Origin of the sequence: Nibrella viscosa, assembly GCF_039541875.1 — a bacterium.
GTDB lineage: Bacteria > Bacteroidota > Bacteroidia > Cytophagales > Spirosomataceae > Nibrella > Nibrella viscosa.
Window position 1 is genome coordinate 264,254 of the sequence record NZ_BAABHB010000005.1, and the last position, 17,464, is coordinate 281,717.

12 protein-coding genes are annotated in these 17,464 nt (G+C 49.4%); 4 read left to right on the forward strand and 8 right to left on the reverse strand.

Annotated elements, in window-relative coordinates; genetic code table 11:
* Position 1: 1 nt before the first annotated feature.
* The 6 genes from gcvP to ABD931_RS14965 all read right to left on the reverse strand — a co-directional run bounded on the left by gcvP (position 2) and on the right by ABD931_RS14965 (position 9,602).
* Positions 2-2,896 (reverse strand): aminomethyl-transferring glycine dehydrogenase, encoded by a 2,895-nt coding sequence (gene gcvP, locus ABD931_RS14940; protein WP_345268457.1) that lies wholly within the window; start codon positions 2,894-2,896, stop codon positions 2-4.
* A 224-nt stretch (positions 2,897-3,120) separates the two neighbouring features.
* On the reverse strand, positions 3,121-3,969 hold the full coding sequence (locus ABD931_RS14945; protein WP_345268459.1) for a hypothetical protein: 849 nt from the start codon (positions 3,967-3,969) through the stop codon (positions 3,121-3,123).
* A gap of 95 nt (positions 3,970-4,064) precedes the next feature.
* Complete coding sequence (locus ABD931_RS14950; RefSeq protein ID WP_345268461.1) at positions 4,065-5,159, reverse strand: glycosyltransferase family 4 protein; 1,095 nt, start codon at positions 5,157-5,159, stop codon at positions 4,065-4,067.
* On the reverse strand, positions 5,143-6,303 hold the full coding sequence (locus tag ABD931_RS14955) for a glycosyltransferase family 4 protein (protein ID WP_345268463.1): 1,161 nt from the start codon (positions 6,301-6,303) through the stop codon (positions 5,143-5,145). The genes ABD931_RS14950 and ABD931_RS14955 overlap by 17 nt, the downstream gene beginning before the upstream one ends.
* Entirely contained in the window at positions 6,278-7,513 is a 1,236-nt protein-coding gene (locus ABD931_RS14960) for a glycosyltransferase family 2 protein (RefSeq protein ID WP_345268464.1), read from the reverse strand. Before ABD931_RS14960 ends, ABD931_RS14955 begins: the two co-directional genes overlap by 26 nt.
* Entirely contained in the window at positions 7,506-9,602 is a 2,097-nt protein-coding gene (locus ABD931_RS14965; RefSeq protein WP_345268466.1) for a DUF7657 domain-containing protein, read from the reverse strand. Before ABD931_RS14965 ends, ABD931_RS14960 begins: the two co-directional genes overlap by 8 nt.
* A gap of 150 nt (positions 9,603-9,752) precedes the next feature.
* On the opposite strand from ABD931_RS14965, the gene ABD931_RS14970 reads away from it, so the two are divergent.
* The gene (locus tag ABD931_RS14970) at positions 9,753-10,766 is read left to right on the forward strand and encodes a lysylphosphatidylglycerol synthase transmembrane domain-containing protein (protein WP_345268468.1); all 1,014 of its coding nucleotides are present in this window, start codon (positions 9,753-9,755) and stop codon (positions 10,764-10,766) included.
* A 112-nt stretch (positions 10,767-10,878) separates the two neighbouring features.
* Entirely contained in the window at positions 10,879-12,492 is a 1,614-nt protein-coding gene (locus ABD931_RS14975) for a M28 family peptidase (protein WP_345268470.1), read from the forward strand.
* A gap of 37 nt (positions 12,493-12,529) precedes the next feature.
* Here ABD931_RS14975 and ABD931_RS14980 read toward each other — a convergent pair whose 3' ends face one another.
* Positions 12,530-13,675: a PrnB family protein gene (locus ABD931_RS14980; RefSeq protein WP_345268472.1), complete on the reverse strand. Its 1,146-nt coding sequence runs from the start codon at positions 13,673-13,675 to the stop codon at positions 12,530-12,532.
* A 107-nt stretch (positions 13,676-13,782) separates the two neighbouring features.
* On the reverse strand, positions 13,783-15,420 hold the full coding sequence (locus ABD931_RS14985; RefSeq protein ID WP_345268474.1) for an amidohydrolase family protein: 1,638 nt from the start codon (positions 15,418-15,420) through the stop codon (positions 13,783-13,785).
* An 82-nt stretch (positions 15,421-15,502) separates the two neighbouring features.
* Here ABD931_RS14985 and ABD931_RS14990 point away from each other — a divergent pair, with 82 nt between their 5' ends.
* Complete coding sequence (locus tag ABD931_RS14990) at positions 15,503-16,447, forward strand: hypothetical protein (RefSeq protein ID WP_345268476.1); 945 nt, start codon at positions 15,503-15,505, stop codon at positions 16,445-16,447.
* Between the two features lie 121 nt (positions 16,448-16,568).
* Positions 16,569-17,345, forward strand: coding sequence for a hypothetical protein (locus tag ABD931_RS14995; protein WP_345268478.1), 777 nt, complete (start codon positions 16,569-16,571; stop codon positions 17,343-17,345).
* The last annotated feature ends 119 nt before the right edge of the window (positions 17,346-17,464 follow it).

Sequence of the window (17,464 nt, forward strand, 5' to 3'; positions counted from 1 at the left end):
CTTACAAACTCGTCGCTTCCGTATGTACCGCTTCTTCGTAGGCCTCTACCGGCACGCAGGAGCAGACCAGATTACGGTCGCCGTAAGCGTTGTCGATGCGGCTGACGCTCGGCCAGAACTTGCGGGCCTTTACATAGGGCAGCGGGAATACCGCTTTTTCGCGGCTATACGGCCGGTCCCAGCTATCTGATAAGGCCACGGTGGCCGTGTGCGGGGCGTTCTTCAGCACATTATTAGCTTTGTCGGCCTGTCCTTCTTCGATCTCGCGGATTTCGTCGCGGATGCTCAGCAGGGCATCGCAGAAACGATCGAGTTCTTCCTTCGACTCCGATTCGGTGGGCTCAATCATCATCGTACCGGCTACCGGGAAGGAGACCGTCGGTGCATGGAAACCATAGTCCATCAGCCGCTTGGCAATATCTTCTACCTCAACACCCGCCGACAGCTTGAACGGACGGCAGTCAATAATCATCTCGTGGGCACAGCGGTTGTTAGTACCGGTATACAGCACCTCGTAATGACCGTCCAGCCGCGCCTTAATGTAATTAGCGTTCAGAATAGCGATGCGGGTCGCATTGGTCAGCCCCTCCGCACCCATCATGGCAATGTAGGCGTATGAGATCGTCAGGATGCTGGCGCTCCCGTAAGGAGCCGCCGACACCGCATGGATTGCCTGCTCACTGCCCAGTTCTACCACGGCATGGCCCGGCAGGAACGGCACCAGATGAGCCGCTACGCCGATGGGTCCCATACCCGGACCACCACCACCGTGCGGAATGCAAAACGTCTTGTGCAGGTTCAGGTGGCAGACATCGGCCCCGATAGTCGCCGGACTGGTCAGCCCAACCTGGGCGTTCATGTTGGCACCATCCATGTACACCTGCCCGCCATGCTGGTGGATTATATCGCAGATCTCGTTGATGCTCTCCTCAAACACGCCGTGGGTGGAGGGGTAGGTAACCATCAGGCACGAGAGATCGCTGCTGTATTGCCCGGCCTTGGCTTTCAGGTCTGCTACATCAATATTGCCCCGCTCATCGCATTTCACAATAACTACCTTCATTCCGGCCATTACAGCACTGGCCGGGTTGGTACCGTGCGCCGACGACGGAATCAGGGCCACATTCCGGTGATGCTCGCCCCGGCTTTCGTGGTAGGCCCGGATCACCATCAGCCCGGCATATTCGCCCTGGGCACCGGAGTTGGGTTGCAGCGACACATCGGCAAAGCCGGTGATCTCGCTCAGCCAGGCGCTGAGGTCTTTAAACAGCTGCTGATAGCCTTCGGTCTGCTCTTTGGGGGCAAACGGGTGCAGCCGCCCGAACTCCGGCCACGTCACCGGAATCATTTCGGCGGTGGCGTTGAGCTTCATGGTACAGCTACCCAGCGGAATCATGGAATGCACCAGCGAGAGGTCTTTCTCCTCCAGCGACTTCAGGTACCGCAGCATCTCGTGTTCGGTATCGTACTGATTGAAGACCGGATGCGTCATGTAATCGGATGTGCGGAGCAGCCCCTGCGGCAGGTCCAGTTCCAGGCTGTCGATGAGAATATCCAGATCGGCGCACGAGATGCCGAAGACATCCATCAACTCCACCACATCATTCAGAGTCTTAGCCTCGTCGAACGACACGCCCACGCAATCATTGTCAAAGTACCGCAAGTTGACCAGAGCCGCCCGCGCCGATTTCCGCAAGGCCGTTACATCACTTACCCGGACGGTCAGCGTATCGAAATATGTTTTATTCAGGATTTCAACGCCGTTCAATTCGAGTACCTTGGCAAACAGCCTGGTGAGGCCATGTACCCGCCCGGCAATGGTCCGCAGCCCGTTGGGGCCGTGGTACACCGCATAGCTGCTCGCCATCACCGCCAGTAAAACCTGGGCGGTACAAATATTAGACGTGGCTTTCTCCCGACGAATGTGCTGTTCCCGCGTTTGCAGGGCCATCCGCAGCGCCGGTTTACCTTCTGCATCCACCGACACGCCAATAATCCGGCCGGGTATCTGCCGCTTAAAGGCATCGCGGGTGGCAAAAAAAGCCGCGTGCGGCCCCCCAAAGCCCATCGGCACGCCAAACCGCTGCGCCGAGCCAACCACCACATCGGCTCCCATTTCGCCGGGCGGGGTCAGCAGCGTAAGGCTAAGCAGGTCGGCCGCTACGGCTACGTGAATACCCAGTTCGTGGGCTGCGGAGATCAAATCGGTATAGTTAAAGACCTCACCATTGGTCGCCGGGTACTGGAGCAGCGCACCAAAAATGCCGGGATTGGTCAGGTCTACTGTGCGGTGATCGCCAATCAGCAGTTCAATGTCCAGCGGAGTAGCGCGGGTACGCAGCACATCAATGGTTTGCGGGTGGCACAGCTCCGAGACAAAAAAGACGGCCGCATTTTTCTTGGCCGCCGGACGCATGGCGTACAGCACGTGCATAGCCTCGGCAGCGGCCGTAGCCTCGTCCAGCAGCGAGGCATTGGCCAATTCCATACCCGTCAGATCAGAGACTACGGTCTGGAAATTCAGCAGCGCTTCGAGCCGTCCCTGCGCAATTTCCGCCTGATATGGCGTATAGGCCGTATACCAGGCCGGATTTTCGAGTATATTGCGAAGAATTACATTGGGTGTGAGGGTATCGTAGTACCCCATGCCGATGTAGGACCTGGCCACCTTATTTTTCTGAGCCAGTTTCCGGAAGTCAGCCAGAAACTGATGCTCCGAGCGGGGTGCCGGTAAGTTGAGCGGTTTTTTGAGCCGGATAGCCGCCGGTACGGTCTGATCGATGAGTTCATCCACCGAGCCGGCGCCGATGGTGTGCAGCATGTCAGCAATCTGGGAAGCATCGAGGCCATTATGGCGATTCTCAAATGCCTCCTGCGCGCGAAGATCTAACTTCATGAGTTTGAGATGAAACAGCGTAGTCTAGTCGTCTATACCGAAGAAAACACAAAGTTAGGGGAAAATGTGCGAAAGAGAAGACGTTAAAATGAAAACAAAGCCCAAAGCTCAAGTCAAGCTTAACTTTTGACTTAAGCCTTTCAGGACAAGGACTTGGCAACTCCAATCTATTTTTAGAATTGTGAGTTTAAAAGAGAGCTATTATAAATTTTAACAGTATGTACTTAAATACTATTATAAGAGGTAAAATTACCAAAGACTTTAAAAGACTTTTGATGTCCAAACCTTTTTCGTAGATAAAGCCTTGAGGGTTGGTATAAAAAATCAGTTGAGTCAGCTTTAATAAACTTATCAGAAAGTAAATCCTTACGAACAAAAAAGGCGTTTGTTCCCGATAAGTCGCAGCAAACCAGAGCGTACCCTTTTTCTTCACCTAAAAGCTGTAGCGACTTCAAACTTGCACCATGGTATACAGTTAAATGGTCCCAACTATGATTGGGATTATATTTCATTATCCAATCTACATTAGGTCCGAAGAAGGGATTATACTCAACAATAACGACACGAGGTTTAAATATATTAATTGATTGCCAAACCCAGAAGTCATTACCGTCGATATCTATTGATAAAAGGTCTAATTCGGTTGGAACGTCATTATACAATTGAATTAGTTCTTCAATATTCTCAGCAGTAATAAAGCTATGGCGAACATATAATACATTATTTTTTATTAGTTCTTTAAATTTATTAATAATCATACTATAATATTTACTATACCCTTCAATCCAAACTCCTCTCCATCCACTTAGCAGTAAAGCAGCAGTGTTATTTTCACTTCCATCTCCGACCCCAAACTCAACAAAAAACTTGTTAGTTGTACCTATTCTCCTAAAAATCTCATTGATTATACCATCTTCACCATGTTGAGAGAACATAGAATACTCAAACCGATTCAAATGTTTTTCATCACCATACTTTGGATTTAGCCACAACTCTTGTTGGTCTAAAATGGATGCATTTGTGTAAATTATCCTATGAAGCGAATCAAAAATTCTATTAAAAAGATTCTTCATGAAAATCCTGAGATGTTTTTATTAGAAAAATAAGTCAAGCTAACCAATTACAGTTAGTAAAGCAATTTCACTTTCGATGAAAATATTGTTAAAAATTAGTTATTAACTGATGAAAGTAGGTCAATCAAGTTTTTTATAGTATTTTCTTTATCAAAAATTGGCAATCTTTTATATCCATTTAAAACTAGGGTCTCCCTTAAAACCTTGTCATTGTAAAGCTTTTTCATACCTTCAACAATATTTTCAACATTATAAGGATCGACATATACACTTGCATCACCACAAACTTCGGGTAGGCTTGTTACGTTTGAAACTAAAGTGGGACAACCGCATGCCATCGCTTCTAAGGGAGGAATGCCAAAACCTTCAAGGAAAGACGGATAAGCAAAAAATAGCGCATTCTTATAAATTGAAATTAACTCTTCATCTGTTACATACCCAGTAAAAACAATATTTGGGTCGTTTTTACATAAATCAAAAATTGGGTAGTCTTTCATAGTTTTTTCATAAGCGCCAACTATAACCAACTTGGTATCATAGAAAGATGCCATTTTATAAGCTTTTATTAAACCATCAAAGTTTTTCCTCGGAGTTAATGCACTAACCCCAAGTATATACTTACCATACTTATTCTCGTAAAAAGATTCATTTTTATGAATGAAGGAATTTGACAAATAAGGATAAACAATTTCTATCTTTTCAGGATCACACTTTATTATATTGACAATATCTTGTTTTGAATAATTACTAATTGTAATAACTTTTTTGGCTTGGCTAATTATTATAGGCGTTGTAACTTTAAAGTATTGTGTGGTTGCCCAAGAGTAAGCTTTTTGATTCTCTTGAAGTACATTATCAACTCTTTGAAAGAAAAGATCAAGTACAGAAACAACCTGATTGTCATACAACAAAGGTGCAGTATTTCCTAAGCTTAATAATAAAGGGCTTCCTTTACTTTTTAAATAAAAAGGCAAGTCTATTTGTTCCCAAAGAACTCGATGCTTATTTACTCCTATTCTCTTCACCCCCAAGCTATCAGCTATATCTGAATGAGGAACAGCATTAGGAGCAACAATAATCAAATCGTCTTTTAAACATTTTTTTAGCTCAAGACAAATGTTTATTGCAAAACGAGCGAGGCCTGTCAGATACTCTGAACAAAGGAAGGTAGCATTAACGTAGATCTTCACTTGACATTAGTTTAGTGTAAAGTTCAGAATGTTCATTTATCATTCGGTCTATTGTAAATTGCGTGGGCTTGGGTTTAACCTGATACAAATCTTTACTCATTGAAATGATAGCTTTAGACAGTGCCAATGAGCTCCCAGGTTCAGACAGTATATAATTACCTCCAACCACTTCAGGAATAGATGTAACACCCGACGCAATAACTCTTTTTCCAATACAGCAGCTCTCAACTACTGCATAACCAAACCCCTCTGATAAAGAAGGAATAACTATACAATCTGATAGTTGAATACACTCTAAAAGTTCACTCCAGGTTTTCTTACCAACAATTTTATAATTCTGCTCATTAACATTCTCCTGTAAACTTCGAACCAATTTATCCCGAACACTTATAAAGTTCTCTGCCTCCGGCCAAATGAATAAAAACTTAGCCTGAGGCAATTGCTTAATTACGGAAGGAATTGCTTCTACTAAATATTTGAAGCCCTTATTTAAAGCAGTACGGCCAAAGGCTAATACAACAAAGTCTTTAGCAGTGAATCCTACTTTTCGCTTCCAATCTTCATTCTCTGGATCAGTTTTTGGAGAAACCAATAATTCCTCATAAACTACACCTGGATAAATTCTTACTACCTCCCTCAACGGGTTTACTTTTTTGTATTCTTTTAGCGTACTATCTGAATCACAAATCGTCCTACTGAATCGAAGAAAGAGCACAGCACGCTCCAAAACAAATAAGAGAGTGGCTAAGAGTTTATTACCCACAAATCTAAACCAACTTTTCCCCCAGACTTCATGAACAGTTATTATAGACTTAGTACCTGTTACTTTTGCAGCAACCCATGCAGGCAACGCTGAATTATAAACCGTCGTATGAATAATATCGTGTTGCCGGGCCAATTTTATAGCTTTCGGAATACTTAGGAACGTAAAAAAGTAGCGTTGTAAAAACGTAGGTACCCACTGCCGGACAATATGTACGCCATTAACGATCTCTTCTTTTTTGTAACTTGGTAATATTTGGGGTGTAAAAACGGTGACGCTATACCCACGCCTGACTAATTCTTCGGCCAGATTTTGAAATAGTTTTTCGGCTCCACCGATATGTGGATAGTAGTTGTCAAGAATAAACAGTACTCTCTGCACTTGAATTAGCCTCCGGGGTTACTATTTGCTGAACAAGGTTTATTCGTTCCAGATTAACCAGACTGATAAAGAAGCTGACAATAATCAGTTGAAAGCCCATTAGGAACGATAACATAAAGGGCACAAGAACGCGAATCATTCGGCTAGGGTCTAAGCCGCCAAAGCTTTGCTTTTCCCACCGGATAAAACTATATACAAAGCCAAAGGAACCTAGTAAAACCAGGCCTGCCCCTAAAAAAATCATGGTGTTGATGATCCGGCCGTTTGTAAAAAAATTAGTCCAGTTGTTAGGCTGCTTAGTTCCTAGTTTTATCGCATAGATTCGGCTGACAATTCCGAGCGATAATGCTTGAAAACCGGCCACAACCATTGTCATACCGAGCAATAGCGTGTGCACATCCAACCCAAAACGGCCGATTTGAATGGGACTTGGCAGTACCAGTACCATTAAAATTAACCCAAACACAAATAGCGAAAAGCCGGGGATGGCAAAAAGCCAGCGCGGGCTATGAATAAGCAGGAACTGCAAATGGCGCCATCCATCCTGCCAGGTCCGCAGGTGCGGAGGCCGGGAACGGCCGTCCGGCGAAAGGGTCACCGGCACCTCAGCGATATGCGCTTTTTTTAAAGCGGCTTTGACAACCATTTCGCTGGCAAATTCCATACCGGTAGTTTTGAGCCCCCAGGTTAAATAAGCTTTTCGATTAAACCCACGCAAGCCACAGTGAAAATCACCTATTGGAATATTATAGAATAACCGGCCGAAGAACGACAGAACCGGATTACCAAGATAGCGGTGTAGAAATGGCATAGCCCCTTTTTTAACGCCCCCTTTAAACCGATTGCCCATCACAAGTTCATAGCCTTTTCGAAGCTGAGTCAGTAATACCGGTATTTCTTCAAAATTATAGGAAGAATCGGCATCGCCCATGATTATATACTCACCCAAAGCCGATTTTACGCCCCCGTCTATGGCGCTTCCGTACCCACGCTGACTTACTGGAACCACTCGGGCTCCTTCGCGCACAGCTATCTCAACCGAGCCATCAGTGCTCCCGTTATCGGCAATGATCACCTCTCCTGGAATATGATTGGCCTCAAATGTGCGCTTGATCTGCCGAATACAGGCCGCGAGTGTTTCGGCTTCGTTCAGGCAGGGCATAACTACGCTCAATTCAACCGAAAAGTCTCTATCTAACTCGCTAATCATTGGACTTATATATTTGAAGACTCCCTAATGTTGAAATTAAACGCATACAATGCACCTCTACAGGTTGGGGCTGCTTATCGAATATGAAATAGCGTACGTTCAGCGCTTTTAGCTTTGGCGAACATGGGTCAATACCTACCGAATAGGCATCTTCAAAGTTATTCCGGAACACGACCGTGTCTGAACCTGTGCCGTCAATATAGCTATAATAAGCGGTATGCGCGTAGCGATTATAAGCCGAATCCTGCTTCATACTGGGGTCGAGTGTATGCAGTGTCGGAAAATCGGGGATACCTTTCAAGCCACTAAGCAGATCGACGCCGGTAGCCGAAACCATGTAAGAAATGTATTGATTCCCGATTACTACCCATCTGGCCTTGGGGTCTGTCTGATGTATCCCTCTCACGGTTTGGTATAATGGATGCTCCGTAATAGCTCCCAGCCCTTTATTCACGGGGTTAACTTTAAAATTCGGCAGAATTACCAGCAATACGATAGCGGCAAAAGCCGAAAATTTATACGGAATGCCAGTACCCGAAAACAGCAGGATATTCAGTATGATAAACAGCAGAGAGGAAACCAGCAGTTGGTTAAATCTGAAAAAGTTATTTGTCGATTCCTGTAAATAGCTGTTCACAAAATACACGGTAACAGCCGCTAACACGGCTACTACTGCGGTCAGGGTAGCATTGGTAAACTGCTGACGCTTGACGGCAAAGTCAATGTAAACAATTGTAAAAACAACACTGGCCAGGCCAAACGGGATCTGAGTCCGTCGGGTGGGACTGGTATTGTACAGGGTTATTTTGGCCAGCCACTCCGGAAACCCAACCAGAATCCAGATTAGGTTAAAAATCAGAAAAGCTCCCAGTAATATCAGCAGATAATCTACCCTCTTTTCTTTCACAAACAGATAGCCCGAGCCAATCAGAACAATTGGAATAAAGTTTAGGGTATGTGACAGTTCGCATATGTTTAGCCAGTTTTGTGGATGTTTTGTATCTGTCAGCCACCAAGAGTAGAATTCGACAAACCAGTGTGCAATAAAACCCGTACCACCCAGTTCGCTCCGCTTACCTGGATAAACAGTATTAGCCAATACTTCATAGGTGCTTTTGGCATCTCGATAATAGAAGAACAAAATTAGCCCTACCACTATCAAACCGGCAGCCGCAGTGCCCAACTTAACCATACCTTTCTCCCTGATCTGCCCCCAAGCCCCTTTTCTAATGAGCAGACCGGCAGCACAAATGAGCAGAAAATAGCCAAAAGGAACCTGATAAGGAGGGTATAACAGCAACAGGAACATCATCAGGCACTCTATACCCAATAGCGCGCTTATAATAATGGTTCGGGTATTGCGGCTGTATAAGAACATACATAAACATACAAACAGGCCGCAGCCACTCATAAAAATTTCGGGGTGCGAGATGGAAAACCACCATTGCGTACCTGATGAGAGATATAACCAAAGAGAACCGAACAGGGATAACCAGAAATTATTATCTGTAAGGGCTAACAATAGAAACATTCCGGCAATCAGCATTCCGAATGCCTTAAAATTCCAGTACCAAGAAATACCTCGCTCCAAATCCAGAAAAAAGTAGCCCCAAAAATTTGGTTTAAATATAACGGAGAAATGTCCTGTCGGACCACCAGTTAATTGGATTTTCTCACCTCCGCTAGTAAAGTTTTTAACGGGGAAGCTCTTTGCGTATTGAGACATTTGACCAGGTGTAGATAGGGCCCATTCATCCATCCTGATAGGTTTAGGTGTACTGTACAAAATAGTCCTATTTGGCTGGTTACCTGATGGTAAATATTGATCCCATATAGCTATTGACAATCCGTTTATCTTCGCCAGCACTAAAAAGAAGAAAAGTCCAATACAAATAGTCAGAAACCATTTAACTTTCTTATCAAAAAGAATCAAATCATAAGCAGTTTCAGCTTTTTTTGTAACAGATTTGGGCGTTTCAATTTTCTTGGCTGAATTTATATTTATCAGTTTAGCCGCTTCGGCAGTAGCCGCGACTGGTCTTGGCTTTACCGAAGTACCTGTTGACTTCTTCTTGGAGGACTTGGACATACAGTGGTAAATACTAATCTTTTATGGCTTGGCACTAACTTTTTCACACCTAAATACTGTCAAAATTAAACACTTACCTTACCTCCTCCAAACAGATAGCTGACATTTAATCAATGGGATGGCTTATCTTTAAGCCCATTTTAATCCTGCATGAAGCGAATCCTCCAGCGACTACTCCCAGCCTTGTTAGCCATTGTATTGCTCGCGTATGCGCTTAGAGGCATTTCGGTTGCTGATATCGCCGGTCAGTTCCGGCAGGCCAATTACGGTTGGATTGCCGCTGTCGGACTCATTATGGCGCTTACTTTTTATATTCGGGGTATGCGGTGGCAGCAGGTGCTGCTGGCATTAGGCTATCAACCTACGGCCTTTCGGGCTACGGTGGCCTTCCAGGCGGGTGTTATTGCCAGCATGATCGTGCCGGGCTCGGGGGAACTTGCCCGCTGCGCTACGCTGCAACGGACAGATGGTGTTCCTTTTGCTCAGGGTGTTGGTTCGGTCGTGGCGGAGCGGGTTATTGATCTGTTCATGCTCGGCCTGTTGCTGCTACTTACATTTGCCCTGGAAGTCCGACGTATGCAGGCCTATTTCTCCGGACTGGCATTGGCGAGTCCGGGTACAATAGGCTGGTGGCTTATTGCTCTTGTATCCATTGGCGGATTGCTCGGTCTGTGGCTGCTCCGAAAGGCACTCCAAACCCATACGGTTTCCCAAAACCGCTTTGCTCAGAAAATAATCCGGGCGGTAAATGGGCTGTGGACCGGGTTTATAGCTATTCGGCAGTTACCCCACCCCTGGCTATTCGTTTTCCTTACCGTGTTAAATCAGACGCTGGTCTGGCTGGCAACCTACTGGTCACTACTAGCCCTGGAAAGCACCAGGACATTACCGGCAACCGTCGCGTTGACAATAATTACCGTAAGTTCTATTGGAGGTATTATACTTCCTACGCAGGGAGGTGTGGGTACGTTTCACTTTCTGGCCAGCCGGGTGCTGGTGCTTTACGGCTTCACAACAACGAATGGCGTCATTATCGCTACGTTCCTTCACGCCGTTGGGTTCGGGTTTGGACTGTTGCTGGGTAGTCTGAGCTTTCTGATCGTTCCTTATCTGTTAACCGCCAGAGCTAATAACAAGCAGCCCAGCGCCCAACAAGATAACTAACCAGTGGGTGACCGGGGAACATTTTTCCGGCGTCTATACTTTCTAAAGTAGTACCTTCGTTACCACTAACCGGACCAGGGCATTGCATCCCCTGTTTATCTACTTACCAGTAATGCGAAACGCCATAACCAGCAGCCTCACCGGTCTGCTTTTACTTCAATCCTTTCTCCTGCCGGCCCAGTCGCCGGGAAACCCGACTCCCTACGCCCAGACCATTACGGCCGCCGATCTGGAAAAGCACCTCCGCGTGCTGGCCGCTGACGATATGGAAGGCCGCGAAACGGGTACCCCCGGCCAGAAAAAAGCCGCCGAATACATTGCCAGACAGTTTGCGGCCGATAACCTGGTGCCCATCGTCAAAAACGGGGGCGAAAAAGGGGCTTACCTTCAGCCGTTCAGTCTGTACCGGAAAACCTGGGGCGATTTTTATGTCAAGGCCGGCAATAAGCAGTTCGCTTACCTGAAAGACTTTATCACTAACGGCCTGCTGAGCGTGCCGCAGGAAACGTCGTACGAAACGGTATTCGTCGGCTACGGCATCAGCGACGGTAAATACGATGATTACGCCAAGCTCGACGTGACCGGCAAAGCGGTTGTGATGCTGGAGGGTGAACCGAAAAAAGCAAACGGTCAGTCGCTGATCAGCGGCACGTCGGAGCCCTCCAAATGGGGGACGGCTGACAGCTGGCGGGCCAAAACCACGCTGGCCAAAGACAAAGGCGCTGCGCAGGTCTTTATCATCTCGGCCGAGTCGGCAGAAGGCTTCCGGCAGGTGGTATCGCAGCGGGGTGCATTACAGGGCCGCTTCAACCGGCTGACGCTGCGGCCGGGTACGGAGCAACTGGGTTCCGTCGGCACATTTCTGGTTGCCGAGGAGACCGCAGCGGCTTTGCTGAACACGAAGCCGGAGCAGTTTAAGAAGCTGAAAGAGCAGATTGCCAAAGCCGGTGCGCCGGTATCGGCCGGCCTGAAAGGCAAAGTGAGTGTGAAAGCGGAGCGGAAGGAAGAAACCGTTCAGACGGAAAACGTGCTGGGCTTTATTGAGGGCACCGATAAAAAAGACGAGGTCGTGATTGTGTCATCGCACTACGACCATATCGGCATCAGCCCCAACGGTCAGGTGAACAATGGCGCGAACGATGACGGCTCCGGTACGGTATCGGTGCTGGAAATTGCGCAGGCCTTTGCCAAAGCGAAAGCCGATGGGCATGGCCCCCGCCGGAGTATGCTGTTTCTGACAGTGACGGGTGAGGAGAAAGGCCTGCTGGGCTCACAGTACTATGCCGATATGGACCCCGTGCTGCCGCTCGAAAACACCGTTGCCGACCTGAATATCGACATGGTGGGCCGGGTGGATGATCTGCACCAGGGCAAATCGGACAACTATATCTACGTGATCGGGTCGGATAAGCTGTCGTCGGAACTGCACCGCATCAGCGAAGAAACCAATAAACAATATGCGAAGATGGAGCTGGATTATAAGTACAACGACCCGAAAGATCCCGAGCGGATCTATTACCGCTCAGACCACTACAACTTCGCCAAGCACAAAATACCCATCATCTTCTATTTCAACGGTCTCCACGCAGATTACCACCAGCCAACGGATGATGTAGAAAAAATGGATTTTACATTGGCCGAGAAAACAGCCCGGCTGATTTTCTACACCGCCTGGGAGATCGCCAACCGGGATAACCGGCTGGTTGTAGACAGCAACAAGCCTTAAATCAAACGGGCCGGCATCTGATGCCGGCCCGTTTGATTTAGCACACAGCCAGTTTGGTTTCGTCCCGGTGTTTGGCGAGGTATTCCATAAAAGGCGTACCGCCGGTGCCAACCACGTTGCTGTTGTTGGCCTGCTGCGCCTGCTTGTGAATATAGGAGGCTGCATATTCCAGGTGTCTGGCGCGGAACCGGAACAGTTCTTCCACACACTCGTTGTACAGACTTTTTAAAGCATCATTGTTGCCGGCGGCTGCGACGGCTCTGATTTGGGCGTTCTGTTCCACATATTCGACAAACTGCCGGTGGGCGGGTACCATGTAGCTGCGCATCTCCAGCAGGTATTCTTTGAGGGGGTCGTTGCGGTGGGTAACGCCCAGCAGTGCGTCGAGCGTGGGCACGATGGCGCTCTGGGCACCGGTTTCGCCCCGGAACAGTTGGGGCTGATTGTCGTAATGGCCGTCGTAGATCAGTCCCTGCGGTAAGGCCGGGTTGTTTTTGGTGCCGAAGATATAAGGCCGGACGCGGGTGTAGTAGATATACGGATCGCAGTACTCCGGCATCCGGTTCAGGGTGGCATTCATCCGGCGAAGGCTTTCCAGCACCTCACCCAGTCCCTGCCGAACCGCCTGCCCGTTGTGCTGGGCGGCTGCTTCGAGCAGGCCGGGCACAGCCCGGATGGCCTGGGCCGCCCGGGCTTCAATGTCTACGTGAATCAAAATGAACCAGTCCTCATCTACCCCTCCCAGAAAATTCTGACTAATCTGCACATTCTCCAGGTAAGGTGGCTGCGCGGGATCAATTAACCGGTAATTGTACAGGCAATACGAGGGATATGACAGGATCGGCGGCCGGCCCACCTGCCGGGCGACTTGCACCCAGGCATCGGACAGGTTGCGGGGTAGCCGGTCGGGCACATACGTTTTATCGCCCCAGAGGTAGGCATGCCCCAGGTAACTGAGCATGCGCATGGCCGGCTCAGGAGGGGTGTTGTCCGGCACAAACGCCGGCAGGGCCTCTATGCGTTGCCGGACAGTGCCGGTGGGCAGCAGTTTGGGCAGGTCGTCGGCGAGGTGGTACCAGGCCTGATTGGTCCGGGCCGGCTTTTCGACCGGTAGTTCGGGTAAAAAGCCGGTGCGGGGGCTGATCTGAAAGTCAGCCAGGTGTAAGGGTGCGTGCGCAATCATGATGATGAAGTGACGAGATTTAGACCGTTAAGATAAGAAATCCGCCTTCATCCTGCTAACTAATTCGATAGTTATGTATTAAAAATTAGTTGTTACACGGTCTAACCTCAATTCCGCCCACTAGACACCTTACCGGCTTTTGGCGAAACACCCGGCTGGGTAATTTCAAAGTTTTCCTTCTGCTTGGCAGCGGCTACAATCCGGCGGACATCGGCCAGCAGTTGCCTGGCATCGTACACTACGCCATCTTTTACGGTATACTTTACGCCACCTACCCGCACCACTTCGTTCTTGTCGTTCAACTGGATGGCACCGGTGCCGTACAGCGTTTTCAGGTTGGCCAGCGGGTTCTCTTCCACAATCACAAAATCTGCCAGCTTGCCTACCTCTACCGAGCCAATCTGGTCGGCCATGCCCAGCGCTTCGGCCCCTTTCAGCGTAGCGGCCCGTATCACCTCCAACGGGTGGAAACCAGCTTCGCGGAGCAGTTCCAGCTCGCGGATGTAGGCAAAGCCGTAGAGCTGGTAAATGAAGCCGGAATCGGAGCCGGTAGTAACGCGACCACCCCGGTTCTTATATTCATTGATAAACTGCATCCAGAGCTGGTAGTTGCGTTTCCAGGTCACCTCCTGCTCGGTACCCCAGTTGTGCCAGTAGGAGCCGTGCGAAATGCGGCTAGGCCCGTAAAACCGCCACAGCGACGGCAGCGTGTAGTCATCATGCCACTCGGCCCGGCGTGCCAGCATCAGTTCGCGGTTGGCTTCATAGATATTGAAAGTCGGGTCGATGGTGAAGTCGAGGGCAATCAGCTCATCCAGCACCTTGTTCCACTTCTCCGTACCTGGTTTGGCCGCCTGCTGCCAGAGTTTGCCGGCTTCTTCAAAGCGATTCTGCTCGTTGTTGTAATTATAATCGGCGGGGTAGGTCTGGATGGTCTTGTCTTCAAAGAGCGCTTCGGGCAGGCCGTACCAGTGTTCCATTGAGGTCAGGCCGGCTTTGGCCGTAGCCAGCACGTTCATGCGGGCCACTTCCAGTTGGGCATGGTGGCAGGCCGAGCGAAGGCCCAGCTTTTTGTTCTCGTCCAGGGCTGCCCGGAATATCTCCGGAGCTGCGCCAAAGAACTTGATACCGTCGGCTCCCCGTTTGGCGTTTTCCCGCACCCAGGCACGAGCCTGTTCGGGCGTGGAGATGGGTTCTTTGGCACTCTGCCCGAAAACGGTATAGGCTTTAATGCGCGGGGCCGTAATTTCGTTGCGTTCGCTTTTGGCGCGGTGTTCGAGTACCCAGTCGAGGCCGTTGCCGCAGGACGGATCGCGGATGGTGGTGATGCCATGCCCCAGCCAAAGTTTAAAGACGTACTCGGCACCGGCTCCCTGCGCCTGTCCGCCGATATGGCCATGCATGTCAATGAACCCCGGCATCAGGTACATGCCTTCGCAGTTGAGTTCTTTGCCGTTGATACCCGCATTCGGGCGGTTGCGGGCGTCGACGGGCACACCGGGGTAGCCTACCTGTTTTATCTCGGTAATGCGGTTTTTCTCCACCACAATATCGACCGGGCCGACGGGGGGCGCACCCGTGCTGTTGATCAGCGTAACGCCCCGAATCACCAGGCGGTTGTAGGGGCCGTCACCTTCCTTGCGGGCCGGTGCTTTTTCGACCTGGGCAAAAACCGATTGGTACAGGCCGTTCAACAATACAGGTACGGTAAGTAGCAGAAAGTAAGGCGTAAATCGTTTTAACATAAGTAACGGCTAAGCAAAAGAGAACAATAAGGAGTTGTAAGATAGCGAAAAGCATCGGTACTTTGAACGTCGAAACTGATCTATGTTCATCCAAAAGAATTTCCTGCTGATTATCGTCCTGCTGTCGGTAGTATTTGCCGTTGCCATGCGGGCCACGATTTACCAGACTACGCCGGCCGCGCCGACGGCTACGGCCCAGTCCCCTGCCGATTTCAGCGCCTACTGGCATACGGGCAAGGCGGAGCTGAACCGCTATACGCTGCAACAGGCGCAGTACGGGGCCATCAATCCCGGCGAAGCCGTACTGGTGTTTGTAACGGAGGATTTTCGCACCGACAAACAGGTAAAAGCCGAAACCGACGAGGGCAAAGGCCGGGCTACCAACGTCCTAAAGCTGAACGCGATCCGGAAGTTTGTGACGGGCATCTACGATTATTCGGTGTACACCTCCGTCTTTACGCCCATCGACCGGAAGCTTTTCCCCAACACGCTCAAAGTAAGTACTTCGGTGCAGGAGTGGTGCGGGCATAGCTACCTACAGCTCAACTACCGCAGCAGTGGCTATCAGGTGAGCGGCCATTCGTATTTCGAGAACGAAGTAACCGACGATTACCGGGTCAGCAAAGCGCTGCTGGAAGATGAACTCTGGACGCTGATCCGGCTGACGCCGGACAAACTACCGGTGGGTGCCATCAAGCTCATCCCCGCAACGCAATCGGCCCGGCTACGGCACAAGACCCTGAGCGTGCTGGATGCGACCGCTACCCTGGCCGATTATACCGGCAACACATTTCCCGGTTCCGGCCTGAAAAGCTACACGGTCGATTACAAGGAAGACGGCCATACCCTGACCATTCTTTTTGAAAATGCCTTTCCGCACCGGATTGCAGGTTGGGAGGAAACCTCCCTGAGCCGGAATAAACCATTGACGTCGCGGGCGGTTTTACAGAAGACTATTCAAACAGATTATTGGAACCATAATACCCCCGCCGATACCGTGCTTCGGCAATCGCTGGGGGTGCAGTAAGATTTTAGACGTTGGACATTAGATGTTAGGCGTTGGATGTAGACAACAACGATAAGGTGGTAGAGCCGTCAGAAGTCTAAGGTCCAACGTCCAGCATCTAAAATCTACTAGGATTCAGACCATGAAAAAGATGTTGGCCGGTTGTGCCCTGTTGCTGTTCCTGACCGGTTGTTCTTCGGATAGCGATAAAGAGGCTGGTCAGGCAGGCAGCCCGTTAACGCCTACTTATACGCTTATTTTTGTTGATAAGAGTCAGAGTGTCAGCACGAATAAGGCCTATATAGACCAGAAATACCGGCAGGCTGTTACGTCCATTATCGACGAAAACATAAAAGACAAGGGTGACAAGCTGGAGGTCTACTTCATTCACGAAAATACGGCCAAAGGCCGGGCGCTGAGCCTGACAACCCGCACCGAAATGGACGATATAGGTCAGGCTAATGCCACCGACCGCGAAGCCGCCCAAACCGCCTTTGACCTGTCGCTGCAGCGCGAGCGTACCAATATGCGACAGCAGGTATGGTCGAAACTGGCGCAGCAGAATACCAATACCTCGAACCAGCAGACCGACATCTGGGCCAGTCTGCCCGTGATTGCCAAAGCCGGCGAAAGCGGGGCAATGGTAAAAGTCTACTACCTCAGCGATATGGTCGAGAGCATGAAGGGCACCGGCCGGCGCGATTTTCATACCAATCCGCCCCGCGATAATGCTCAGGCTGAGCAGTGGGCCAAAGCCGATGCGGAACAGCTAAAGCGGTACACCCTGGGTAATCCCGACATTACTATGATTCTGCCCTTTGAGCCGAATGCTTCTGTGAGAGAGAACAACCCAGCCGTGACGCAGTACTGGCAGACGCTGTTCAATGAATTAGGTGCTAATACGGTTGAGGAGCAATAAACCCACAGGCCGCCCAAAAGCGTTTCTTACTCATTTGAGCCTCTACGGCCTTACTCCTCTTTTTTCTGCCGTTGGCCTAATCAGTCTTACCGTTTACTCAATTGCCTGGTTTTGACTTT